This is a genomic window from Roseateles sp., from assembly GCF_036486225.1.
Lineage (GTDB): Bacteria > Pseudomonadota > Gammaproteobacteria > Burkholderiales > Burkholderiaceae_C > Roseateles.
The window spans coordinates 24,953-47,685 of the sequence record NZ_DASVNZ010000012.1 but is presented as its reverse complement, the minus strand read 5'-3'; the positions used below and the strand labels follow the sequence as shown (position 1 = coordinate 47,685).

Genomic DNA, 22,733 nt, shown 5'->3' with positions numbered 1-22,733 from the left:
CCCGGCAGGGGTGGGAATCGCCGGGCCCGCCGGTTCGACAGGCTCCCTAGAATGTGCGGTTCTTCGTTGCGGTCCGAAACGCCCCCATGTCCGTCGAGTTGCCCGCGGTTCTGCCCGCCGCCTGCCAGGTCCTGATCATCGGCGCCGGCCCCGCCGGCAGTGCGGCCGCGCGCTGGCTCGCCCGCGCGGGCCTGGAGGTGGTCATGGTCGACCAGCAGCCGCTGGGGCGCGACAAGGTCTGCGGCGACGGGCTGATCCCGGACGCCCACCAGGCGCTCGAACGCCTGGGCCTGCTGGACCGGGTGATGGCCAAGGCGCAGCGCTCGACGCACGTGGGCTGCGTCGGACCGCGCGGCGGCCGCATCGACGTGCCGGGCCACCTCGCGGTGCTGCCGCGCAAGCAGCTCGACGAGATCCTGAACCTCGGCGCGCAGGAAGCCGGCGCGCGTTTCCTCGCACCGGCGCGCTTCGAGGCGGCGCTGGAAGACGCGCAGGGCCGCGTGCGCGGCGCGCGGCTCACCATGGACGGGCAGCCGCACGAGATCGCCGCCGACTGGGTGATCCTGGCCACCGGCGCGGTGCCCAAGGCGCTGACGGCGGCCGGCATGTGCGAGCGCCACACCCCCAGCGGCGTCGCGTTGCGCGGTTACGTGCGGGCGCCGGCGATGGTCGGTGAGATCAAGGCGCTGGAAGTGGTCTGGTGCAAGGCGGTGCAGCCGGGTTACGGCTGGATCTTCCCGGCGCCGGACGGCAGCTTCAACATCGGCGTCGGCGTGACCGACAGCCACAAGGACCTGGCCGGCAAAGGCCAGAAGAAGGACGTCAACCTGCGCGCCATCTTCGACGCCTTCGTCGAGCACTACCCGCCCGCGAAGCGCCTGATGGCCGAGGGCGAACTGGTCGGCGAACTCAAGGGCGCGCCGCTGCGCTGCACGCTCAACGGCGCGCGCTGGACGCGGCCCGGGCTGCTGGTCACCGGCGAGGCGGCGGGCTCGACCTACTCGTTCACCGGCGAGGGCATCGGCAAGGCGATGGAGACCGGCCTGCTGGCCGCGGAGGCCATCCTGGCGCACCGCGCTGGCACGGCCGGCGCGGCGTCGTCCGCCGCCGCCGCGGACCCCCAGGTCCGCGAGCAGTACGAACAGGGCTTGCGCGCGCTGCAGCCGAAGTACGACCTGTACGAACGCGGCAACCGCGTGAACCGTTTCCCCTGGCTGGCCGACCTGCTGATCTGGCGCGCGCAGAAGAGTCCGCGCCTGCTGAAGCGGATGAGCGGCGTGCTCAACGAGACCAGCAACCCCGGCAACCTGGTGAGCCTGAAGGGGATCACGCGGCTGTTCCTGGAATGAGCGGCGGCAAGTCGCCTAGGATGACTCCCGCGACCTGAGCCTGGAGAGACCGCGATGTGCCAGCTGATGGGCATGAATGCCCGCCGACCGACCGATGTGATGTTCAGCTTCGCCGGACTGGCGACGCGGGCGCACGAGCACAAGGACGGTTTCGGCATCGCGTTCTTCGAGGGTCGCGGGCTGCGGCACTTCGTCGACCACCACAGCGCGCGGGTCTCGCCGCTGGCGGAGCTGGTCAAGACCTACCCGATCCGCAGCGACGTGGTCATCGCCCACATCCGCAAGGCGACGCAGGGCGTCGTGTCGCTCGAGAACACGCACCCCTTCGTGCGCGAGCTGTGGGGCCGCTACTGGGTGTTCGCGCACAACGGCGACCTGAAGGGTTTCGCGCCGCGGCTGCATGCGGCCTTCAAGCCGGTCGGGCAGACCGACAGCGAACAGGCCTTCTGCTGGCTGATGCAGGAACTGGCGAAGGCGCACGCCGACATGCCGGCGATCGAGGAGTTGAACCACACGCTGCGCGAACTGCTGCCGCGGCTGAACGGTCACGGCACCTTCAACATGCTGCTCTCCAACGGCCAGGCGCTGTGGGCGCACGGCTCGACGAAGCTGCATTACCTGCTGCGGCGGCCGCCGTTCGGCCACGTCACGCTGCAGGACGAGGACATGAGCGTCGACCTGGCCGCCAAGACCACCGAGGACGACCGCATCGCGATCGTCGCCACCGAGCCGCTGACGCGCGACGAGTCCTGGATCTCGATCGAGCCCGGCACCCTGAAGGTCTTCGTCGGCGGCGAGCCCCTGTGCTAGCCGTGGCGGCCGGTGCCCCGTGAAGCGAATGCCGAGCGTGAGGAGGCGATGGAGCGGAACGGGGCACCGGCCGCCATGGCGTCCGCTCGGTCGTCGCAGTCGGCCGATCGTCCCTGCCAACCGCCATTCGCCGCATCCGGGGGTGGCGGGCGGACCCCTCGCCTAGACTTGCCGCATGACTTCGCCCAGCGCTCCCGCCGACGCGGTCCCCAAAGCCAAGCCCGCCGCGGCCGGCACCGCGACATCGACAGCCGCGTCGACGCCTCCCGTGGCCGATCCCGGCGCCATCCCGGTCGACTGGACGCAATGGCTGTTCCCGGGTCCGCGGCGCAGCTTCAGCGAAGCGGAGATCGAGCGCTCCGGCCTCAAGACTTGGTCCTCCGCCATCGACTGCTACGTGATGAGCAACGTGCTGGTCCTGGTGCTGGTCTTCTACACGATGCTGCCGCGCCACCTGGCGCATGTGATCCTGATCGGCGGACTGGCGATGGCGTCCGTCGCGCTGGGCGTCTCGCGCTGGCTGTGGCGCCAGCCGACGCGGACCCGCTTCAACGGCGCGACCCTCGCGTTGAGCGTGCTGATGGTGCTGTTCACGCTGGGCATGACGAAGGCGGGCTTCCGCGAAGAGGCCCGCGACCTGCTGCCTTTCGTCGCGGGCGGCATGACGCTGACGGTGTCGTCGTGGTGGTTCCTGACGCTGTACCGGACGCAGCAGCTGGGGGCGCGGCTGGCGGAACTCGACGCGCAGGACGAGCGCATCGCGATGGCGCAGCGGCTGGCGACGGCGCAGATCCAGCCGCATTTCCTCTTCAACACGCTGGCATCGCTGCAGCACTGGGTCGACACGCGCGACGACCGCGCCGGGCCGATGCTGCGCTCACTGACGCGCTACCTGCGGGCGACGCTGCCGATGTTCGAGCAGGACCGGCTGCCGCTGGTGCAGGAGCTCCAGATCGTGCGCAGCTACCTGGACATCATGCAAGCGCGGCTGGGGCAGCGGCTGAGCTGGTCGCTGGACACGGACGAGACGGCCCAGGCCGCGATCGACGGCGCGAGCCTGCCGCCCGGCACCTTGCTGACGCTGGCGGAGAACGCGATCACCCACGGCATCGAGCCCAGCCTGCGCGGCGGGCACATCGCCGTGCGGGTGAAGGTGTTGGACGGCGGCCTGCGCCTGGAGGTGCAGGACGGCGGCCAGGGGCTTCCGCCCGGCGCCTGCGAGGGCCTGGGCCTGGCCAACACGCGGGAACGTCTCAAGGCCCAGTTCGGCACCCGCGCCACCCTGGGCCTGGAGCCGGGTTCGCCGGACGCCCCGGGCTGCCTCGCGTGGGTCCAGGTGCCAGCCGCCTGAGGACACTTCAAAGAACCATCCGGGGGAGACCGCACACATGACGACAAAGATCCGCACCCTGATCGCGGACGACGAGGAAGGTCCGCGCGAGCAGCTGCGCGCCGCGCTGGCCCGGCTGGCGCCGGAGATCGAGATCGTCGCGGCCAGCGTCAACGGCTGCGACGCCTGGGACGATTGCCTCGAACATGAGCCCCAGCTGTGCTTCCTGGACATCCGCATGCCGGGCCTGTCCGGCCTGGAGGTCGGACAGCGCCTGTCGCAGCTGGCGGAGCCGCCGCAGGTCGTGTTCGTCACCGCCTATGGCGACCACGCGTTGTCGGCCTTCGAGGCCGGCGCCGTCGACTACGTGATGAAGCCGGTCGAGGATGCGCGGCTGGAGCAATGCCTCCAGCGCCTGAGACAGCGCCAGGCCTTGAACGGCACCATGGCGGACGAGGAAGGGGCCGACGGCGGCGACACCGTCCGCCCGGCCACGGCGGCGATGCCCGCGGCCACGCTGGAGCTGCTGCGCCAGCTGCTGCCCTCGCAACGGCCCTCGATGCGGCCTATCCAGGCCAGCCAGGGTCGCGAGATCCAGCTGATCGCGCCCGACGACATCCTGTTCTTCCAGAGCGACAGCCGCTACACCCGCGTCGTGCATCGTGACGGCGAAGCGTGGATACGCACGGCGCTCAAGGAACTGCTGGGCGACCTCGATCCCAGCGTGTTCTGGCAGGTGCACCGCTCGGTGCTGGTCAACAGCCGCTTCATCACCAGCGCCACGCGTGTCGACGAGAACACGATGCAGCTTTCGCTCAAGGGTTGCGCGGAGAAGCTGCCGGTGTCGCGCCAGTTCCAGGGCTTGTTCAAGGGTCAGTGATGCGGGATCGCCGCGCGCGACGACGCTTTCAAGCCGCGACGCTGCTGGCGGTCGCCGTGTGCGCCGCCGGCGCGGCGGACGCACGCGTGACCCGCATCGTCGTCGACGAGGTGACGCCGCTGATCGGCGAGCAGCGCGGCTACGAGCAGATCCGCGGGCGTGCCTTCGGCGAGCTCGATCCGGCCGACCCGCACAACGCGGTGATCACCGATCTGAAGCTGGGCGCCGATCCGGACGGCCTGGTCCGCTATGAGACGAACTGGGTGCTCACCCGGCCCGTCGGCCGCCGGCGTTCGAGCGGCTTCCTGTGGCACGACGTGCCCAATCGCGGCGGTGAAGTCCGGCTGCAGTCCGGCGAGCTTGCTGCCGGCGACATCGGTCTGCGCAGCGGCTGGCAAGCCGACAACGCGGGCAGCACCGGGGTGCCGCGCACGCGGCCCGAGGCTGCGCGCCACCACTTCGTCCGTGCGCCCCTGGCGCGCGTCGACGGCAAGCCGGTGACCGGCACGGTGATGGCGCGCATCATCAATCGCAGCGGGCCGGACTCGCAGCCGCTGATGGTGCAGGGCAACCCGATGCCTTACCTGCCGGTCTCGCTCGACACGACCGGCACGACGCTGACGGTCCACACGAAAGAGACCGTCGACGGTCGCATCACGACGGCGGGCACCGTCGATCCAAAGGACTGGTCCTTCGCCCGCTGCGATCGCGGGCAGCCGTTCCCCGGCACGCCCATCGACATCGATCCGTCGCACGCGCCGTCCAACCTGCCGATCCACGTCTGCCTGCGCGGCGGCTTCGAACCGGACAAGGTCTACCAGCTCGTCTACACGGCCGGCAACGCCTACGTGCTGGGCGTCGGCATGGCCGCGTTCCGCGACGTCGGCGCGTTCTTCCGGTTCGCGAAGGCGGACGACGCCGGCACGCCCAATCCGATCGCCGGCCAGGTGCGCGGCAGCGCGATCCGGGGCGTCTCCCAATCGGGGAACATGGTGCGCCAGTTCCTGTTCATGGGCCTGAACCAGGACGAGGCCGGTCGCCAGGTCCACGACGGCGCGTGGGCGATCATCGCGGGCCGCCGCGTCGCGGCGAACGCCCGCTGGGCGCAGCCGGACGGCGTGCTGGAGCTCTTCCAGATGGGCAGCGAAGGCCCGCAATGGTGGGTCGACTGGCCCGACAAGGCGCGAGACCTTCCCGCAAGGGGATTGCTGACCCGCTGCACCGCGAGCAAGACCTGTCCCAAGGTGTTCGAGCACTTCGGCGCCGCCGAGGTCTACGCGTTGAAGCTCTCGCTGGAATGGGTGGGATCGTCGGCGGACGTCGACATCCCGCTCGCGCCCAACGTGCGCCGCTACTACGTCGCCGGCAGCCCGCACGGCGGCGGCGCGGGCGGGTTCCGGCACGAGGCGGAGCCCACCTCATTCAGTTGCCCCGGCAACAACTTCGGGCAGGCGACGCTCGCGCCGAATCCGCTGCCCCACCGCGAACTGCGCAACGTGCTCAGCGCGGCGATGCGCGATTGGGTGCTGAAGGGCACATCCCCGCCTCCGAGTCGCTATCCAACGCTGGCACGTCGCGAGCTCGTCGATCCGACGCGCGAGGCGATGGGCTTCCCGCGCGGCGTGCCGAGCATCCCGGAGCGCGTCTTCCTTCCGGAGAACTTCGTCTTCCCGGTCTTCGATTACGACTGGGGGCCAGGCTTTGACCGCGTCGAAGCGTCGGGCGTGCCGGATCAGATCCCGCCGAGGATCAGGCGCGTGCTGCCGGCGAAGGTGCCGCGCGTGGACGCCGACGGCAACGAGATCGGCGGCGTGCCGACGGTGCTGTCGATGGCGCCGTTGGGTACCTACCTCGGCTGGAACATCACCGCCGACGGCATCCACGCCGGGCAGGTCTGCAACTACGCCGGCGGCTACGTGCCGTTCGCGCGGACGCGAGCAGAGCGCGAGGCGAAGGGCGATCCGCGCTTGTCACTCGAAGAGCGCTACCGCGATCACGCCGGCTACATCGCGGCGGTCAAAGACGCTGCGGGCCGCGCGGCGGCGCAAGGTTTCCTCCTGCCGGCGGATCGTGATCGACTGCTGAAGGAGGCGGCGGCCAGCGACGTGCTGCGCTGACGTCGGGGTCGCTGGCGGAAAAAGAAAAGGGGCCGAGGCCCCTTTCGTCGTTGTGGCGGTGACGCCTCAGCGCATCGCCGTCGGCGCGGGCGCCTCGGCATCGATGCCGCCCGCCAGCGCCTTGTAGACGCCGACCAGCGAGGTCGCCGCCGCCGTCTGCGACTGCGCCAGCTGGTTGCGCGCCGTCAGCAGCTCGCGCTCAGCATCCAGGACGGCGAGGAAGTCGCTGATGCCGACCTTGAAGCGCTCACGCGCGATGTTGGCCGCACGCTCCGCCGACACGGCCGCATCGAACAAGGCCTGCGCCTGCTGCTGGCTGCGGTTGTAAGTCACCAGCGCGCCTTCGGTCTCCTCCAGCGCGGCGAGCACGGTGCGCTCGTAGCTGATGAAGGCCGCTTCGTTGCGGGCATCCGCCGCCGCGATCTGCGCGCGGATGCGACCGAAGTCGATCAGGTTCCACACCAGCTGCGCGCCGAGGTTGTAGGCATACGCCGGACCGTCGCCCAGGTCGCCGATGCGCGAGGCGTTCTGACCGATCGTGCCGCCCAGCGTGATGCGCGGGAACATCGATGAGCGCGCCACGCCGACACGCGCCGCAGCCGCGGCCGCCTGCGCTTCGGCCGCACGGACGTCCGGACGACGACGCAGCAGGTCCTCGGGCGTGCCGATGCGGTCCAGCGCGATCGTCTTCAGACCCGGCAGCGGCTTGACGTCGGACAGTTCCACGTCGAGCGCCGTCGGCGGCTGACCCGTCAGCACAGCCAAGCGGTAGCGCGTGCGCGCCAGCGCCATCTCCAGCGAAGGAATCGTGGCCGCCGTGCTCTGCACCAGCGCGCGGGCGCGCTCGGTGTCGAAGCCGTTGCCGCGGCCCGCTTCCTGGCGACCAGCCACCAGCTTCAACGCGCCCTGCTGCGTCTCCAGCGATTGCTGGGCGACACGCAGTTGCTCCTGCAGGCCGCGCAGCTCGAAGTAGTTGCGCGCCACTTCCGCCGCGACGCTGACCTGCGCCGAACGCAGGCCCGCCTCGCCGGCCAGCAGCTCGGCCGCGGTGGCCCGGCGCTCGTCGGACAGGCGACCGAACAGGTCCGCCTCCCACCGCACGTCGAAACCGACCGAGAACGCGTTGCTGCTCTGCGGGTTGCCTTGATAGTCCGGCGCGCGGGCGCGGCCGGCACCGGCCGTCAGGTCGACGGTCGGGAACAGCTGCGCATCGGCGAAGCGCGACAGCGCCCGCGCTTCGCGCAGGTTGGCCGAGGCGATGCGCAGGTCCGTGTTGGCCTGCAGCGCGCGGTTCACCAGCGAATCCAGCCCGGTGTCGTTGAAGCCCTGCCAGAAGCGGCCCACCGGCGCCTGCGCCAGCGCGGCGCCGTCGCCTTGCGGCGCGTTGGCGAAGCCGTTGGCCAGCGGCACCTCGGACTTCTTCGGCGCGGGCGCCGTCGAACAGCCCGTCAGGGCCATCGTCGCGGCCGCCGCGGCGGCCATCAGAGAGACTCGGAAGAACATCATGCGCCCCCCTTCGGCGAAGGCGTGCCGCCCTTGGGCGGGTCGGCGTCGTCGACGCCCGGATGGAACGGATGGGCGGCGGCATCGATCTGATGACGCAGCTCGACCGCGTGAGCCCGCTTCTTCTCGGTGCTCTTGCGCAGCAGCGCGTAGAACACCGGCGTCAGGAAGATGCCGAACAGCGTCACCCCGACCATGCCCGAGAACACCGCGATGCCCATCGCGCGACGCATCTCGCTGCCGGCGCCGGAGCCCAGGATCAGCGGGATGACGCCCGCGCAGAACGCGATCGAGGTCATCAGGATCGGACGCAGCCGCATGCGGCAGGCGTGGATGATCGCGTCGTGCAGCGCTTCGCCGCGTTCCTCGAGTTCCTTGGCGAACTCGACGATCAGGATCGCGTTCTTGCACGCCAGACCGACCAGCACCACCAGCGCCACCTGCGAGAAGATGTTGAGATCCCCGGCCTGAGCGAACGGTGGGAAGTGCGACAGCCACACGCCGAAGAGCGCGGACAGGATGCACATCGGCACGATCAGGATGATGGCCAGCGGCAGCGACCAGCTTTCATACTGCGCCGCGAGCACCAGCACCACCAGCAGCACCGAGATTGCCAGCACCGCGCCCAGCGTCGGGATCGCGAAGCCGCCGACCTTGATGTCGCGGGTCAGCCGGTCCTGGTAGGTCAGCTCCGTCCACTCGTAGGTCATGCCGCGCGGCAGGTTCTTCAGTCGCTGCTCGATCTCCGCCTCGGCCTGGCCGCTGGAGAAACCGGGCTTGGCCGCGCCGTTGATGTCCGCGCTCGGGAAGCCGTTGTAGCGCGTCACGCGCGTCGGTCCGAAGGTCGGATCGACGTTCATCAGCGCACCCAGCGGCACCATCTCGTTGCGCTCGTTGCGCGTCTTCAGGTCGGTGATGCTGCCGGCGTTGGCGCGGAAGGGCGCGTCCGCCTGCACGATCACCTGGTAGGTCTTGCCGAAGCGGCTGAAGTCGTTGACGTACAGCGAGCCGAGGTTGATCTGCAGCGTGTCGTAGATGTCCTGCAACTTCACGCCCATCTGCTTGGCCTTGACCCGGTCGACGTGGGCGAAGAGCTGAGGAACGTTGATGTCGTAGGTCGAGTACGGCGTGCCGATGCCGCTCTTCGGATCGCCGTAGATCGGACCCAGCGTGCCCCAGACGGCGCCGTACAGCGCCTGCTCGCCGAGGCCGGAGCGGTCCTGCACCTGCACCTTGAAGCCGCCCGCGTTGCCCAGGCCGTCCACCGCCGGCGGCGGCACGACGAACATGCGCGCGCCCTGGATCTGCTGGATCGCGCCGTTGACCTTGCCCAGGATTGCGTCCTTGGACTTGTCGGCGGTGGTCCGGTTCTCGAATTCGTCCAGGCCGAAGAACACGATGCCTTCGTTGGGCGCGGCCGAGAAGCCGGCGATCGACAGGCCGGGGAAGGCGATCGAGTCGCGGATGCCGGGCACCTTGAGCGCGATGTCGCTCATGCGCCGGATGACTTCCTCGGTGCGGTCCAGCGTGGCGCCGGCCGGCAGCTGCGCGATGCCGATCAGGTACTGCTTGTCCGGCGCCGGCACGAAGCCCGACGGGATGCGCGTGAACAGCAGGGCGGTCAGGCCCAGCAGGATCGCATAGACGATCAGCGCGCCGCCCTTGCGGCGCAGGATGCCGGTGACACCGCGGCTGTAGCCTTCGCTGCGGCGCTGGAAGAAGCAGTTGAACCAGTGGAAGAACCGGCCGAACAGCTTGTCCATCACCTTCATGATCGGGTCCTTGGGCGCGTCGTGCGGACGCAGCAGCAAGGCCGCCATGGCGGGCGACAGGGTCAGCGAGTTGAACGCCGAGATCACCGTCGAGATCGCGATCGTGACCGCGAACTGGCGATAGAACTGGCCCGACAGGCCCGGGACGAAGGTCAGCGGGATGAACACCGCGCACAGCACCAGCGCGATCGCGATGATGGGCCCGGAGACCTCCTGCATCGCCTTGATCGTCGCGGCGTGCGGCGTGAGCCCGTCCTCGAGGTTGCGCTCGACGTTCTCGACCACCACGATCGCGTCGTCGACCACGATACCGATGGCGAGCACCAGCCCGAACAGCGTCAGCGTGTTGATCGAGTAGCCCAGCAGCAGCAGCACCGCGAACGTGCCCACGATGGACACCGGCACGGCCAGCAGCGGGATGATCGACGCGCGCCAGGTCTGCAGGAAGATGATCACGACCAGCACGACCAGCAGCACGGCCTCGATCAGGGTGTGGATCACCTTCTCGATGGACGTGGCGACGAAGCGCGTCGGGTCGTAGACGATGTCGTAGCTGACGCCCGCCGGGAAGCTGGCCTTCAGGCGCTCCATCGTCGCGCGCACATCCTTGGAGATGTTCAGCGCGTTGGACTGCGGCGCCTGGAAGATGCCGATACCGACCGCTTCCTTGTTGTTCAGCAGGCTGCGCAGCGCGTAGGTGCCGGGGCCCATCTCGACACGGCCCACGTCGCGCACCCGGACCAGGCCGCCGGTGGCGGTGTCGGTGCGGATGATGACGTCGGCGAACTCTTCCTCGGTGACGAGGCGGCCCTGCGTGTTGATCTGCAGCTGGAAGTCGGTGCCCTTGGGCGCCGGCGGCGCGCCGACGACACCGGCCGCGACCTGCGTGTTCTGCTCACGGATGGCGTTGGTGACGTCGGAGGCGGTCAGGCCGCGACCGGCCAGCTTGGCCGGATCCAGCCAGATGCGCATCGCATAGTCGCCGGAGCCGAACACCTGCACCGAGCCCATGCCCTGCACGCGCAGCAGCTCGTCGCGGACCTGCAGCTGCGCGTAGTTGCGCAGGTACAGCGCGTCGCGGCTGTTGTCCGGGCTGACCATGTGGACGACCATGGTCAGGTTGGGACTGGACTTCTCGGTCGTCACGCCGATCTGCCGGACGATGTCGGGCAGGCGCGGCAGCGCACGGTTGATGCGGTTCTGGACCGCCGTTTCCGCGGCTTCCGGGTTGGTGCCGATCTTGAAGGTGACCGTCAGCGTCATGCCGCCGTCGGCGGTGGCCTGGCTGTCGAAGTACAGGACGTTTTCCAGCCCGTTGATCTGTTCCTCGAGCGGTGTGGCCACCGTCTCGGAGATCACGCGCGGGTTGGCGCCGGGGAACTGGGCGCGCACGACGACCTGCGGCGGTGCGACTTCCGGGTACTCGGAGATGGGCAGCCGGAAGATCGCCAGCAGGCCCACCAGGAAGATGAAGATCGAGAGGACCGACGCAAAGCGCGGCCGCTCGATGAAGAAGCGTGAGATATCCATGGACGGCCTCGCGTCGGGTTACTTCGACGACGCGGCGGGAGCGGCGGGGGCGGCGCCCTGCGGCGCGGCGACGGGGCGTCCCTTGTCGTCGAGCTTGGCCTGCTGCGGCGTGACCGGCGCGCCGGGCATCGCATGCTGGAGGCCGTCGATGATCACGAGCTCGCCGGGCTTGACGCCCTGGACCACGCGGTAGCCGTCGAACAGCGCGCCGGCCTGGACCGGACGGGGGGCCACGATGTTGTTGGCGCCGACGACCATCACGACCTTGTTGGCCTGGTCCGTGCCGATGGCGCGGTCCGGGATCAGCGTGGCGGTGTAGGAGCCGGTGCCTTCCAGCCTGACGCGGGCGAACAGGCCGGGGACGAACAGGCCGTCCTTGTTGTCGAAGACGGCGCGGCCGCGGATGGTGGCGGTGGCCGGGTTCAGCCGGTTGTCGACGAAGTCCATGCGGCCTTCATGCGGGTAGCCCTGCTCGTTGGCCAGGCCGAGCGTGACCTTGGTGGCCTGCTCGCGCTTGGCGCCGCCGGCGCGGGCGGCGGCGGCGTACTTCAGGAAGGTCGCCTCGCTGGCGTCGAAGTAGGCGTAGACCTTGTCGCTGGAGACGACGGTGGTCAGCACCGGCTCGCCGATGTTGACGAGGTTGCCGGGCGTCACGTTGGCGCGCGAGCTGCGGCCGGAGACCGGGGCGCGGACCTGCGTGAACTCCACGTTCAGCTTGGCCTGCGTCACGGCGGCTTCGGCGGCGCGGATGTTGGCCTCGTTGTTGCGGACGGCGGCCTTGAGCTGGTCGATCTCCTGCTGGCTGACGCCCTGGATGGCGACGAGCTTCTCGGCGCGGCCCAGGTCGGACTTGCTCAGCTCGGCGGCGGTGCGGGCGGCGGCGGCCTGCGCTTCGGCGCGGGCGACCTCGGCCTGGAACGGACGCGGATCGATGGTGAAGAGCGGATCGCCCTTCTTGACGACCTGGCCTTCGCGGAAGTGGACCTTGTCGAGTGTTCCGGCGACACGGGCGCGGATCTCGACGGTGTCGGGCGCTTCCAGGCGGCCGGTGAATTCATCGAAGTCCTGGACTTCGCGCGAGATCGCCGGGGCGACCGTCACGGGCGGGGGGCCGCCATGCTGTTGTTGTTGATCCTGTTGTCCACAGGCGGTCAGCAGCAGCGCCACCAGGGCACCGGCGACGGCGTTGCGATTGAAAGAAGGTCCAGCCATGCATCACTCCCGAAAACGCCCACGGCATCTGTTGCACCGCAGCGTGCGGCGGAATGTACGCGGTACATGAAAACGCTTCCAGTGCCCCAGGCAATACCTGTCCCTTTGCCGGAGGGCTTCTTGGAAACGATTGACTGCCTGGGCAAGGTTGTGAGCAAGTCTCGTCGGAGACACTGCCGGAAAACGTCAGGAGGATGGGGGTTCGGAGGATTGGGCAAGGAGGGCGGAGTGACCCAGATTGGTGCTTCGCAGCACGGGCCGTCCTTTCGCATGCCGCTTCGCCCGGCTCGTGAGCCGCGACGCAGGCAACAAAAAACCCGGGCAAGCCCGGGTTCTTCGTCGAGGGGCGTCGTGAAGGATCCCGGAGGACCCTTCGCGGTGCTCAATGCACGCCGTGCATCAGCTTCTTCATCACCGGGCTGAGCAGCATCAGCAGCACGCCGGCGCCCGCGGGGACGATGGTGAAGATCAGGAAGAAGGTGGACATGGAGTACGTCGACGAGATCGCGTCGATGTACGAGCCCGTCATGCCGGCGATCTTGTTGGCGATCGCGGCGTTGACGAACCAGACGCCGAACATCAGGCCCAGCAGGCGCGCCGGCGCCAGCTTGGAGATGTAGGACAGCCCGACCGGCGACAGGCACAGCTCGCCCATCGTGTGCAGCAGGTAGGCCAGCGTCAGGAAGATCATGCTGACCTGCGCCGTCTTCGCGCCCGCCGGGATGCCCGACGCGCCGTACGACAGCGCCGCGAAGCCCAGACCCAGCAGCACCAGCCCGACGCCGAACTTCACCGGACCGCTCGGGTTCCAGCGACGCTCCCACATCTTGCTGAACATCGGCGCCAGGATCACCAGGAAGAAGGAATTCAGCACGCCGAACCAGGTGGCCGGAATCTCCGATTGCTCCATCTGGAACTCACGCCCCAGCATCCACAGCGACAGGCCCCAGATCACCGCCAGCGCCAGCGCCAGCAGCAGGTTGGACAGCTTGTACAGGCCCTCGGTGCTGCGGCCGAGCTTGACCAGCAGCCAGCTCAGGATCGCCACCGGGATCAGCGTCATCAGCGAGTTGACGATCTTGAAGATCAGCCCGCTCGTGCCCACCAGCGCGCGGTCGGTGTAGTCCGCCGCGAAGATGGTCATCGATCCGCCGGCCTGCTCGAAGGCGAACCAGAAGAAGATCGTGAAGAAGGAGAACACGCCGATCGCGATCAGGCGGTCGCGCACGATGTGCGCCGGCGTGTCGTCCAGCGGCTCGCTCGCATCCACCAGCGGCGCGTTCTTGCTCGGCACGCCGCCGATGTCGCCGAAGATGCCCTGCGCCAGCCAGAACTGCAGCGCGCCCAGGATCATGAAGACCGCCGCCAGGCCGAAGCCGTAGTGCCAGCCGATCTTCTCGCCGATGTAGCCGCACAGCGAGATGCCGAAGAAGGCCCCCGCGTTCACGCCCATGTAGAACAGCGTGTAGCCGCCGTCCCGCTGGCCTTCGTTGTCCTTGTTGTAGAGCTGGCCCACGATCGCCGAGATGTTCGGCTTGAACAGGCCCGTGCCGAGGATCACCAGACCCAGGCCGACGTAGAAGGTCGCCTTGGTGTCGAAGAACAGCGCGATGTGGCCGGCCGCGATGATGAAGCCGCCCAGCACCACCGAGCGCCGCGTGCCCAGGAAACGGTCCGCGATGTAGCCGCCGATGATGGGCGTCAGGTACACCAGCATCGTGTAGGTGCCGTAGAGGCTGGTCGCCTCCTCGCGCGTCCAGCCCCAGCCGCCTTTGGCGGCCTCGGAGATGAGGTACAGCACGAGCAGCGCCCGCATGCCGTAGTAGGAGAACCGTTCCCACATCTCGGTGAAGAACAGGACGAACAGGCTGTTGGGCTGGCCGAGGATGGTCTGCCGCGCTCCGGGAGTTTGAATTGTGTTCAAACGACGCTCCGTGATCGATCGCTGAGGGATCGCTGGGGAATCAATGACCCGGCGCTCCGGGTCACGGGAAACCGCGTTCCAGGGATCAGAACGCGTTTGCCGCTGGTCCAGGCCCCGGATCGATCCGATCCCTTGGGGCCCGCCAGCGGCAGGCGGCGCCATTGTCAGCGAAAGGTCAGCGTGAACCCGCTCCCCGGCACTAGGGCTCTCCCTAGGTCGGGACGGCCGTCAAGGGCGCTCTTCGCGCAGCAGGCGCAGGCCGTTGAGCACCACCAGCAGGCTCGCGCCCGCGTCGGCCAGCACCGCCTGCCACAGGGAGCCGATGCCCGCGAGCGTCAGCGCCGCCACGATCGCCTTCAGGCCCAGCGCCACGACGATGTTCTGCTTCAGGACCGTCGCCACGCGCTCGGACAGGTCGATCAGCTCCGGCAGCTTGCGCAGGTCGTCCTGCATCAGCGCGATGTCGGCGGTCTCCAGCGCGGTGGCGCTGCCGGCGGCGCCCATCGCGATCGCGATGTCGGCACGTGCGAGCGCCGGCGCGTCGTTGACGCCGTCGCCGATCATCGCGACCGGTCCTTGCTCGTCGGCGAGCTTCGCGATCGCGTCGAGCTTGTCCTGCGGCAGCAACGGCGCGCGCACCGCGTCCTCCGGCATGCCGAGCCGGCCCGCCATCGCGACGGCGCTCGCGCGCTGGTCGCCGCTGAGCATCGTCAGCGTCAGGCCGCGCGCACGCAGCGTCTTCAGCACTTCGATGGCTTCGGGTCTCGGCGTGTCCGACAGCGCCAGCAAGGCCAGCGTCTGCGCGCCACGCATCAGCCAGACCAGCGTGTGGCCCTGCGCCTGCAGTGCGCGGGCGGCGTTGCGGGCCGCGTCGTCGACGGCGCCGCGCTGCTCGGCCAGGCGCTCATTGCCGAGCGCGAATTCAGCGCCGTCCAATTGCGCCGTCAGGCCCAGGCCCGGCAGGTTCTGCAGATGATCGACGGGCTCCAGCACGGAGCCGATGCGCGCCGCGTGCGCCGCGACGATCGCCTGCGCCAGCGGATGCATGCTGCCGGCGTCCAGGCGCGCGGCCAGGTGCAGCGCCTGGTCGGCGTTCACCGAGGGAAACAGCGGCTGCACCGCCGCCAGCTGCGGCTTGCCTTCGGTCAGCGTGCCGGTCTTGTCGAAGGCCAGCGTCTTGAGCTGCTGCGCGCGCTCCAGGTACAGGCCGCCCTTGATCAGGATGCCGCGCCGCGCGGCGGATGCCAGGCCGCTGACGACGGTCACCGGCGTCGAGATCACCAGCGCGCAGGGGCACGCGATCACCAGCAAGACCAGCCCCTTGTAGATCCAGTCGCTCCAGGTGCCGAGGCCCAGCAACGGCGGGAGGACCGCCAGCGCGACGGCCACCAGCACCACCGCCGGCGTGTACACGCGGGCGAAGCGGTCGATGAACGCCTGCGTCGGCGCGCGCTGCGACTGGGCCTGCTGCACGGCGGCGGCCATGCGGTCGAGCAGCGTGTGGCCCTTGCCGGCGGTGATCTCCATCTCCAGGAGACCATCGCCGTTGATGCTGCCGGCCAGCAACGCGTCACCGGGCGCCTTGTCGACCGGCATCGCCTCGCCGGTCAGCGCGGCCTCGTTCAGGCTGGAACGTCCGGTGAGCAGGCGGCCGTCGAGCGGCACGCGCTCGCCCGGAGGGACGCGGACCCGTGCGCCGATCGCCACGTCCGCCGCGGGCACCGACGTCCAGCGGCCGTCCGCGCCCTGCACCTGCGCGGTCTCAGGCGCCAGCTGCGTCAGCGCGCGGATGGCGTCGCGGGCGCGCGCCAGGCTCAGGCTCTCCATCATCTCGGACAGGCCGAACAGCCACACCACCATCGCCGCCTCGGGCCACTGCCCGAGCACGATCGCGCCGATCACCGCCAGGCTCATCAGCAGGTGGATGTTCAGCGTCACGCTCTTCAGCGCGATCCAGCCCTTGCGCAGCGTGGGCAGGCCGCCGAGCAGCATCGTCGCCACCGACAGCGCGATCACCACGGGGCCGGATTCGTCGAAGCCGGAGAACGCCAGCGTCTCTGCCGCGATCGCGGCGATGCCAGCGATCGCCATGCGCCACTTCAGGCCGGTCGAGATCGCCGGCGGCGGCACGGGTGGCGGCGCTTCGGCCGCGATGGGCTCGGCGCTCATGCCGGCCGCGTTGATCGCGGCGCGCAGCGGCGCGTCGTCGGGCAGGCGGTGGTGGACGTCGAGCAGGCGGTTGATCAGGTCGAATTCGAGCGCGACCACGCCGTCCTTCCCTTGCAGCTGCTTGCGCAGCAGGCCTTCCTCGGTCGGGCAATCCATGCCGGCGATGAAGTAGCGCTGGCGCGTCGTGCCGGCAAGTTCTTCGACGGTCGGTGCAGGCGACTTCGACGCTGGCGCGGCGCACGACGCACCATGGTCGTGGTCGTGGTCGTGACCATGGCCGTGATCGGCATCGTGACGATGCCCGTGCGGGGCCGCCGTCGGGGTCGCGGCGGGCGAGGGCGCCAGCGCCGGTGCAACGGCCGTGTGACCGCAGCATCCGCCGCAGGACGACGCGGTGGACTCGGGCGCGGCGGGGCGGTGATCGTGTTCCTGATGTGCCATGAGGGTGGATTGGATAGTCTGTAGCCGCTCCAAGGTCAAGCGGCTATCCTGATCGACATGCGAATCGGCGAACTGAGCAAGTCCACCGGCGTGGACATCGAGACCATCCGCTTCTACGAGAAGAGCGGCCTCCTCCCCCCGCCCGCGCGCAGCGACAACGGCTACCGGGACTACGCCCACGCGCACCTGGAGCGCCTGGCCTTCATCCGGCATTGCCGGGCGCTGGACATGTCGCTGGCGGACGTCACGTTGCTGCTGGACAGCCTGGAGACCCGCGACCCCGAGGAGCTGGTGAAGGTCGACGTGCTGGTGGCCTCGCAACTCGGCAAGGTCCGCGCCCGGCTGCAGAGCATGCGGGCGCTCGAGGCGCAGCTGGTCGCCCTGCAGAAACGCTGCGACGCGGACCATGACCATCACGCCTGCGGCATCCTCGAGGAACTCGTGTCCGCGGCGCACGGCGAGGCCTGCGCCTGCCATCCGGAGGGCGCCGCCCCGACGCCGCGCGGCGGCGTGGCCTGAGGCGGACGCTCAGCCCGTCGCCGGCAGCGCCGCCTGCACGAGGCGATCGCGCAGCCGCGGGACCGCGAAGTCGATGAACGCCCGCAGCTTCAGCGGTAGCCGGCTCTGGCTGCGCGGCGCGTAGACGAGGTGCACCGGCCGGGGCGCGGCCTCGAAGTCCTCGAGGACCAGCCGCAAGCGCCCCGCCCGGACGTCGTCGTTGACCTGATACGACAACACCCGCGCCAGACCCGCGCCGGCGCGCGCGGCATCGATGGCCGCGTCGATCGTCGTCACGCTCAGGCGCGAGCGGAACGTCCCCGAACGCGTCGCGCCGTCCTGCCGGAACGGCCACGCGCCGTCGCTGGAGACGCTACCGAAGGACACCACACGATGGCGGCGCAGGTCGTCCGGCGTCTCCGGCGCGCCGTGGATCGCCAGGTAGGCGGGCGACGCGCAGAGCACGTGGCGGCACTCGCCGAGCCGCGTGGCAACCAGGCTGCTGTCCGGCAATTCGCCGATGCGCAAGGCGACGTCGATCTGGTCGTCTAGGAAATGCGCGACCCGGTCGGTGAACTTGAGCTCGACGGCGATCTCGGGAAAAGCGTCCAGGAACGCCATGACCGTCGGCAGCACATGCAATCGCCCGAACATCGTCGGCGCCGTCACGATCAGCTCGCCGCGCGGCTCGGTGTACTCGCCGGCGGCGGCGCGTTCCGCCTCGTTGAGCTGGTCGAGGATGGTCCGTGCCGCCTCCACGTACGAACGCCCGGCGTCGGTCAGGTCCAGGCCCTTGGCGGAGCGGATCAGGAGCGACGCACGCAGGTGCTTCTCCAGGTCGGCGACCTTGCGGCTGACGGTCGCGAGCGGCAGCCCGAGCCGTTGGCTGGCCTTCGACAGACTGCCGGCGTCCACCGCGGCGAGGAGCATCGCCATTGCGTCGATTCGATCCATGAGCGCTCACGACCCGGCGCATGCGGCCAAGCCTTCCAGTTTTCGGGAGGGTTGCTCTCGATCCTAGCGGCTTCCGCAGGAATCCGGGAATGCCGAGACTGCATCCCATGCCTTCCAAGGCGGGTCACCGACCCGGGGAGGGCGCCAAGGAAACCGTCATGAGCGCCACCAACGTCGACCGCGGCCAGACCGCCGCCATCCGCCACCGCACCGCGACCGTCCTGGGCCGGCAGGTCTCCTACCGCGAGGCCGGCGACCCGACGGCCCCGACCCTGCTGCTGCTGCACGGCCTGCCGACCAGCGGCCGGATGTTCAATCCGCTGATCCCGCTGCTGGCCGACCGCTTCCACGTGATCGCGCCCGACTACATCGGCTTCGGCCACTCGGAAGCGCCAAAGCGCGAAGACTTCGCCTACACCTTCGACAACCTGGCCGCACACGTCGCCGGCCTCGTCGACGTGCTCGAGCTGAGCGCGTACACGCTCTACATGCAGGACTACGGTGGCCCGATCGGCTTCCGCCTGTTCCAGCAACGGCCCGAGCAGGTGAAGGGCTTCATCATCCAGAACGCCAATGCCTACCTGGACGGCGTGGGCGACGAGGCCAAGACGGTGTTCGGGCCGCTGTGGGAAGCGCGCACGCCGGAGAGCGAAGCCCCCGCACGCCAGCTCATCACCCTGGCCGGTACGAAGTGGCATTGGCTGGTCGGCGTGAGGGACCCCGAGCGGATCGATCCCGACCACTGGATCGTCGACCAGGCCCTGCTGGACCGGCCCGGCATGCAGGACGCCAACGTCGACCTGCTGGAGAACTACAAGACCAACGTCGCGCTGTATCCGGACTGGCAGGCGGCCTTCCGCCGCTATCGCCCGAAGACGCTGATCGTCTGGGGGAAGAACGATCCGATCTTCATCCCGCCCGGCGCCCGCGCCTACCTGAACGACCTGCCCGAGGCCAAGCTGGTCTGGCTGGACGGGGGTCACTTCGTGCTGGACGAGTTCGCGCCGCAGGTCGCGGCGGAGATCAAGGCCGTCTTCGGTTGAGGGCGGAGCGCACCCGCGCCGTGTGTCAGCGCGGCATGGCGCGGGCGAACTCTTCCAGACGTCGTCGGAGTTCGTCCCGGACCTGCCGCAGCGCCGGCGACAGCTGCGCGCGGCCGGGCACGATCAGGTGCAGCGGGGCCAGGTCGCCTCGCCAGTGCGGGTTGACATGGACCAGTTGGCCGCTGGCGAGCTCCTGGGCCACGTCCGGCCACGACTTGTAGGCGAGTCCCAGTCCCGCCAGCGCCCAGCGCTTGACGACCTCGCCGTCGTCGGCGACCCGGCGCCCGGCGAGCGGCAGTTCCGCTGGCTGGCCGGCGATCTCGACCGGCCAGTGGGTCGGCACCTCGCCGCCGACGAGGTAGCGCAGCGCCTCGTGTCGCGCCATGTCCTCCGGCGAGGCCGGCATCCCGTGCAGTGCCAGGTAGTGCGGCGCGGCGACCAGCGCCCGGCGGCAGTCCGGCAGCAGCGGCAAGGCCACCTGGGTGCCGCCCGTCGGTTGGCCGTAGCGGACTGCGGCATCGACCGGGCGCCGGAGCAGATCCGTCAGCGGGTCGCCGATCTGCAGACGCAGCGTCAGCTCGGGGTGGCGTTCCTGGAACTGCTCCAGCCACGGCAGCAGCACGTGACGACCCAGGTCCGACGGCACCGTCAGATGCAGCTCGCCGGAGAGCGCTTCGCGACCGGCCAGCGCCTGGTCGCGGCCATCGATCAGCGCCTGAAGCGCCGAGCGCGCATGCGGCAGATAACGCTGGCCTTCGCCCGACAGCCGCAGGCTGCGGGTGCTGCGCACGAACAGCGGAAAGCCGAGCTGCTCCTCCATCCGCTTGAGCGCGGCGCTCGCGGCGGCCGGCGACCAGTCCAGCGCCTTCGCCGCCGCGGTCAGGTTGCCGAGATCGGCGATGCGCACCAGCAGTTCGAGGTCGGTGATCCGGGTCATTGTTCGATTTTCTTTGAAAAAGCTTAGCCGACTACCCGCTTCAATCGCGCTCTGGTTGATTCCAGACTGGCAACCATCAAACAACCTGGAACACGCCATGGCACACCCTGCTTCCTCGACCACAACCGCAGCCATGCCCGCGACGACGACCACTCCCGTCATCGCGCCGTCGAGCCCCACATTCACACCGGACACCGTCAGCGTCGTCATTGGCGGGACCTCCGGCATCGGCCGCGCCGTGGTCGACGCCTTGAGCGCACGCCCCGGCCGGGTCATCGCCGCGGGTCTGACGACCGGCCTCGACGTCGCCGATCCGTCGGCCGTGGCCGCCTTCTTCGAATCGATCGGGCCCGTGGACCACGTCGTCTTCACCGCCGGCTCCCAGGCGCCGGGCGGCCCGGTGGCGTCGCTGGACCTGGACGCGGCCAAGGCAGCATTCGACATCAAGTTCTGGGGCGCGATCGCCGTGGCCCGCGCGGCCGCCGGCCGGCTGCGCCCGGGCGGCTCGCTGACCTTGACCTCCGGCTTCCTGGCGCGCCGCGCCGTCCCCGGCGCCTTCGTGAAGACGGCCATGAACGCCGCGCTGGAGGCCTCCGCGAAGGTGCTGGCGCGGGAGCTCGCCCCGCTGCGCGTGAACGTCGTCAGCCCGGGTCTCACCGACACCGAGGCTTACGCCAGCATGGCGCCCGAGGCGCGCGACGCGATGCTCGCCAAGGCCGCCTCGACCCTGCCGGCCGGTCGCGCGGGGCGGGCCCAGGACCTCGCGGCGGGGTATCTCTTCGTCATCGACAACCCCTTCGTCACCGGCAGCGTCATCGACATCGAGGGCGGTGCGCTGATCCAGTGAACGCCCCGGGGACGAATCGGCGAGCGCACCGCCCACGCCGGGAGCGCCCGACTTTCCGTGACGGAGTGGGCGTGCGCTCTTCCCAGGAGGGCCGAGGGGCGTTCGGACGGTTCAGTCCGGGACCCGAACGGACGATGTAGAGTGCGGGCCGCCCGCGTTACAACTTCGAGACATGTCGAACGCGGGCGGCTCACCCTCCGCTCTTCACGTCGCTCATGCGTGTCTGTTCACTGTCATCGGTCAAGAACCGCATCGTCCTCGGTCAGCCGCTCGCCTTCAGCGTGCGGGACACCGACCGGACGCTGCTGCTGGCGCGCGGGCAGGTGATCGCCGACGAGGCGCAGCTCAACGCGCTGATGCGCCGCGGGGCGCTGGTCGACGCGAACGAACTCGCCGAATCGGCGCGTCAGGCGGCGCCCGGGCCGACGCGCTCCGCCGCCTATCTCCGCGAGCGGCTGCCCGAGGAATGGGACCGCGGCCAGCAGGACGTGCGCAACGCGCTCTCGGCCTCGCCGGACCGCATGGCCAGTGCGCTGGACGGCGCCACGGCGCTGATGCTGACCTTGATCGACAGCTCGCCGGAGGTCGCACTCTCACAGGTGGTTAGACAGCCTGAATCCACCAGCGGCCACTACGGCGTTACGCATTCCTTGCATGCGGCCACCGCCTGCCACGCGGCGGCCCGGTATCTGGGCTGGGGCCCGGACGATCAGCGCCGGGCCTTCCAGGCCGCGCTGACGATGAACCTGGGCATGCTGGACCTGCAGGCGCGGCTGTCCAGCCAGGTCTCGCCGCTGACGGCGATGCAGCGCGAGGCCATCAACGAACACCCGATCCGCAGCGTCGAGATGCTGAGCGCCGCCGGCATCGACGATCCGGACTGGCTGGAAGCCGTGCTGCAGCATCACGAGACGCCGGACGGTCGCGGTTATCCGCACGGCCTCAGCGACGTCGGCGAGCTGGCCGAGATGCTGCGCTACGCCGACGTCTACACCGCCCGTCTGAGCAGCCGGGCCAACCGGCCGGCGATGAGCGCGGCGCAGGCCGGGCGCGAGCTCCATCAGATGGCCGCGCAAAGCCCGCTGGCGGCGGCGCTGATCAAGTCCTTCGGCATCTTCCCGCCGGGCAGCCTGGTGCGGCTGGCCAGCGGCGAGGTCGGGCTGGTCGTGCGCAACGGCGACAAGGCGCATCGTCCGATGGTGTCGGCCTTGACCAACGCCAACGGCGAGCCGCGCCACACGCCGGTGCTGCGCGACAGCAGCCGCGACGACCACGCCGTGGTCGCGCTGCTGCCCGCGCACGGCTCGCCGATCCGCCTGTCCGACGAGCGCATCGCGGCGCTGATCGCCAGCGCCTGACCCGCCCCGGATCCCGCCCTGGATCCCGCCCCGATAGGCGGCCCGAGGCGCCTCCGCAA

The 22,733-nt window shown here is 69.8% G+C and carries 16 protein-coding genes; 9 read left to right on the top strand and 7 right to left on the bottom strand.

From position 1 onward, the window contains the following. Nucleotides 1–86: 86 nt before the first annotated feature. The 5 genes from VF536_RS01320 (at nucleotide 87) to VF536_RS01300 (ending at nucleotide 6,486) form a co-directional block, all read left to right on the top strand. Nucleotides 87–1,349 carry a geranylgeranyl reductase family protein gene (locus VF536_RS01320; protein ID WP_331612978.1) on the top strand — a complete coding sequence of 421 codons (1,263 nt, stop codon included), beginning with the start codon at nucleotides 87–89 and terminating at the stop codon, nucleotides 1,347–1,349. 54 nt (nucleotides 1,350–1,403) lie between these two features. Further along, a complete protein-coding gene (locus VF536_RS01315; protein ID WP_331612977.1) occupies nucleotides 1,404–2,159 on the top strand; it encodes a class II glutamine amidotransferase in 756 nt (251 codons plus the stop codon). Nucleotides 2,160–2,334: 175 nt separating this feature from the next. Continuing rightward, nucleotides 2,335–3,510, top strand: coding sequence for a sensor histidine kinase (locus tag VF536_RS01310; RefSeq protein ID WP_331612976.1), 1,176 nt, complete (start codon nucleotides 2,335–2,337; stop codon nucleotides 3,508–3,510). A gap of 37 nt (nucleotides 3,511–3,547) precedes the next feature. Further along, nucleotides 3,548–4,369, top strand: a complete 822-nt coding sequence (locus VF536_RS01305) for a LytTR family DNA-binding domain-containing protein (protein WP_331612975.1) — start codon at nucleotides 3,548–3,550, stop codon at nucleotides 4,367–4,369. Beyond that, a complete protein-coding gene (locus tag VF536_RS01300; RefSeq protein ID WP_331612974.1) occupies nucleotides 4,369–6,486 on the top strand; it encodes an alpha/beta hydrolase domain-containing protein in 2,118 nt (705 codons plus the stop codon). Before VF536_RS01305 ends, VF536_RS01300 begins: the two co-directional genes overlap by 1 nt. Before the next feature lie 66 nt (nucleotides 6,487–6,552). On the opposite strand, the gene VF536_RS01295 is transcribed toward VF536_RS01300, so the two are convergent. From VF536_RS01295 to VF536_RS01275, 5 genes are all read right to left on the bottom strand, one after another. After that, nucleotides 6,553–7,992, bottom strand: a complete 1,440-nt coding sequence (locus VF536_RS01295) for a TolC family protein (RefSeq protein WP_331612973.1) — start codon at nucleotides 7,990–7,992, stop codon at nucleotides 6,553–6,555. Next, the gene (locus VF536_RS01290; protein ID WP_331612971.1) at nucleotides 7,989–11,291 is read right to left on the bottom strand and encodes a multidrug efflux RND transporter permease subunit; all 3,303 of its coding nucleotides are present in this window, start codon (nucleotides 11,289–11,291) and stop codon (nucleotides 7,989–7,991) included. The genes VF536_RS01295 and VF536_RS01290 overlap by 4 nt, the downstream gene beginning before the upstream one ends. Nucleotides 11,292–11,309: 18 nt before the next feature. Next, the gene (locus VF536_RS01285) at nucleotides 11,310–12,503 is read right to left on the bottom strand and encodes an efflux RND transporter periplasmic adaptor subunit (RefSeq protein ID WP_331612969.1); all 1,194 of its coding nucleotides are present in this window, start codon (nucleotides 12,501–12,503) and stop codon (nucleotides 11,310–11,312) included. Between the two features lie 382 nt (nucleotides 12,504–12,885). Then, entirely contained in the window at nucleotides 12,886–14,427 is a 1,542-nt protein-coding gene (locus tag VF536_RS01280) for a peptide MFS transporter (RefSeq protein ID WP_331612968.1), read from the bottom strand. Nucleotides 14,428–14,655: 228 nt separating this feature from the next. Further along, on the bottom strand, nucleotides 14,656–17,037 hold the full coding sequence (locus tag VF536_RS01275; RefSeq protein ID WP_331612966.1) for a cation-translocating P-type ATPase: 2,382 nt from the start codon (nucleotides 17,035–17,037) through the stop codon (nucleotides 14,656–14,658). Between the two features lie 57 nt (nucleotides 17,038–17,094). Here VF536_RS01275 and VF536_RS01270 point away from each other — a divergent pair, with 57 nt between their 5' ends. Next, complete coding sequence (locus tag VF536_RS01270) at nucleotides 17,095–17,556, top strand: Cd(II)/Pb(II)-responsive transcriptional regulator (protein WP_331612965.1); 462 nt, start codon at nucleotides 17,095–17,097, stop codon at nucleotides 17,554–17,556. Between the two features lie 9 nt (nucleotides 17,557–17,565). On the opposite strand, the gene VF536_RS01265 is transcribed toward VF536_RS01270, so the two are convergent. Then, a complete protein-coding gene (locus VF536_RS01265; RefSeq protein WP_414710248.1) occupies nucleotides 17,566–18,471 on the bottom strand; it encodes a LysR substrate-binding domain-containing protein in 906 nt (301 codons plus the stop codon). A 176-nt stretch (nucleotides 18,472–18,647) separates the two neighbouring features. On the opposite strand from VF536_RS01265, the gene VF536_RS01260 reads away from it, so the two are divergent. Further along, a complete protein-coding gene (locus VF536_RS01260) occupies nucleotides 18,648–19,532 on the top strand; it encodes an alpha/beta hydrolase (protein ID WP_331612963.1) in 885 nt (294 codons plus the stop codon). Between the two features lie 25 nt (nucleotides 19,533–19,557). Here VF536_RS01260 and VF536_RS01255 read toward each other — a convergent pair whose 3' ends face one another. Beyond that, nucleotides 19,558–20,469, bottom strand: a complete 912-nt coding sequence (locus VF536_RS01255; protein WP_331612962.1) for a LysR family transcriptional regulator — start codon at nucleotides 20,467–20,469, stop codon at nucleotides 19,558–19,560. Between the two features lie 133 nt (nucleotides 20,470–20,602). Between VF536_RS01255 and VF536_RS01250 the strand changes: the two genes are divergently transcribed. Further along, a complete protein-coding gene (locus tag VF536_RS01250) occupies nucleotides 20,603–21,316 on the top strand; it encodes an SDR family oxidoreductase (protein WP_331612960.1) in 714 nt (237 codons plus the stop codon). A 215-nt stretch (nucleotides 21,317–21,531) separates the two neighbouring features. Then, entirely contained in the window at nucleotides 21,532–22,674 is a 1,143-nt protein-coding gene (locus VF536_RS01245; RefSeq protein WP_331612958.1) for an HD-GYP domain-containing protein, read from the top strand. The last annotated feature ends 59 nt before the right edge of the window (nucleotides 22,675–22,733 follow it).

Excerpts from the sequence above, each read along its gene's own strand:
- VF536_RS01300 (WP_331612974.1), top strand. The coding sequence starts at position 4,369 with ATGCGGGATCGCCGCGCGCGACGACGCTTTCAAGCCGCGACGCTGCTG.
- VF536_RS01265 (WP_414710248.1), bottom strand. The coding sequence starts at position 18,471 with ATGGCGATGCTCCTCGCCGCGGTGGACGCCGGCAGTCTGTCGAAGGCC.
- VF536_RS01245 (WP_331612958.1), top strand. The coding sequence starts at position 21,532 with ATGCGTGTCTGTTCACTGTCATCGGTCAAGAACCGCATCGTCCTCGGT.
- VF536_RS01270 (WP_331612965.1), top strand. The coding sequence starts at position 17,095 with ATGCGAATCGGCGAACTGAGCAAGTCCACCGGCGTGGACATCGAGACC.
- VF536_RS01250 (WP_331612960.1), top strand. The coding sequence starts at position 20,603 with ATGCCCGCGACGACGACCACTCCCGTCATCGCGCCGTCGAGCCCCACA.
- VF536_RS01285 (WP_331612969.1), bottom strand. The coding sequence starts at position 12,503 with ATGGCTGGACCTTCTTTCAATCGCAACGCCGTCGCCGGTGCCCTGGTG.
- VF536_RS01255 (WP_331612962.1), bottom strand. The coding sequence starts at position 20,469 with ATGACCCGGATCACCGACCTCGAACTGCTGGTGCGCATCGCCGATCTC.
- VF536_RS01315 (WP_331612977.1), top strand. The coding sequence starts at position 1,404 with ATGTGCCAGCTGATGGGCATGAATGCCCGCCGACCGACCGATGTGATG.
- VF536_RS01305 (WP_331612975.1), top strand. The coding sequence starts at position 3,548 with ATGACGACAAAGATCCGCACCCTGATCGCGGACGACGAGGAAGGTCCG.
- VF536_RS01275 (WP_331612966.1), bottom strand. The coding sequence starts at position 17,037 with ATGGCACATCAGGAACACGATCACCGCCCCGCCGCGCCCGAGTCCACC.
- VF536_RS01290 (WP_331612971.1), bottom strand. The coding sequence starts at position 11,291 with ATGGATATCTCACGCTTCTTCATCGAGCGGCCGCGCTTTGCGTCGGTC.
- VF536_RS01310 (WP_331612976.1), top strand. The coding sequence starts at position 2,335 with ATGACTTCGCCCAGCGCTCCCGCCGACGCGGTCCCCAAAGCCAAGCCC.
- VF536_RS01320 (WP_331612978.1), top strand. The coding sequence starts at position 87 with ATGTCCGTCGAGTTGCCCGCGGTTCTGCCCGCCGCCTGCCAGGTCCTG.
- VF536_RS01295 (WP_331612973.1), bottom strand. The coding sequence starts at position 7,992 with ATGATGTTCTTCCGAGTCTCTCTGATGGCCGCCGCGGCGGCCGCGACG.
- VF536_RS01260 (WP_331612963.1), top strand. The coding sequence starts at position 18,648 with ATGAGCGCCACCAACGTCGACCGCGGCCAGACCGCCGCCATCCGCCAC.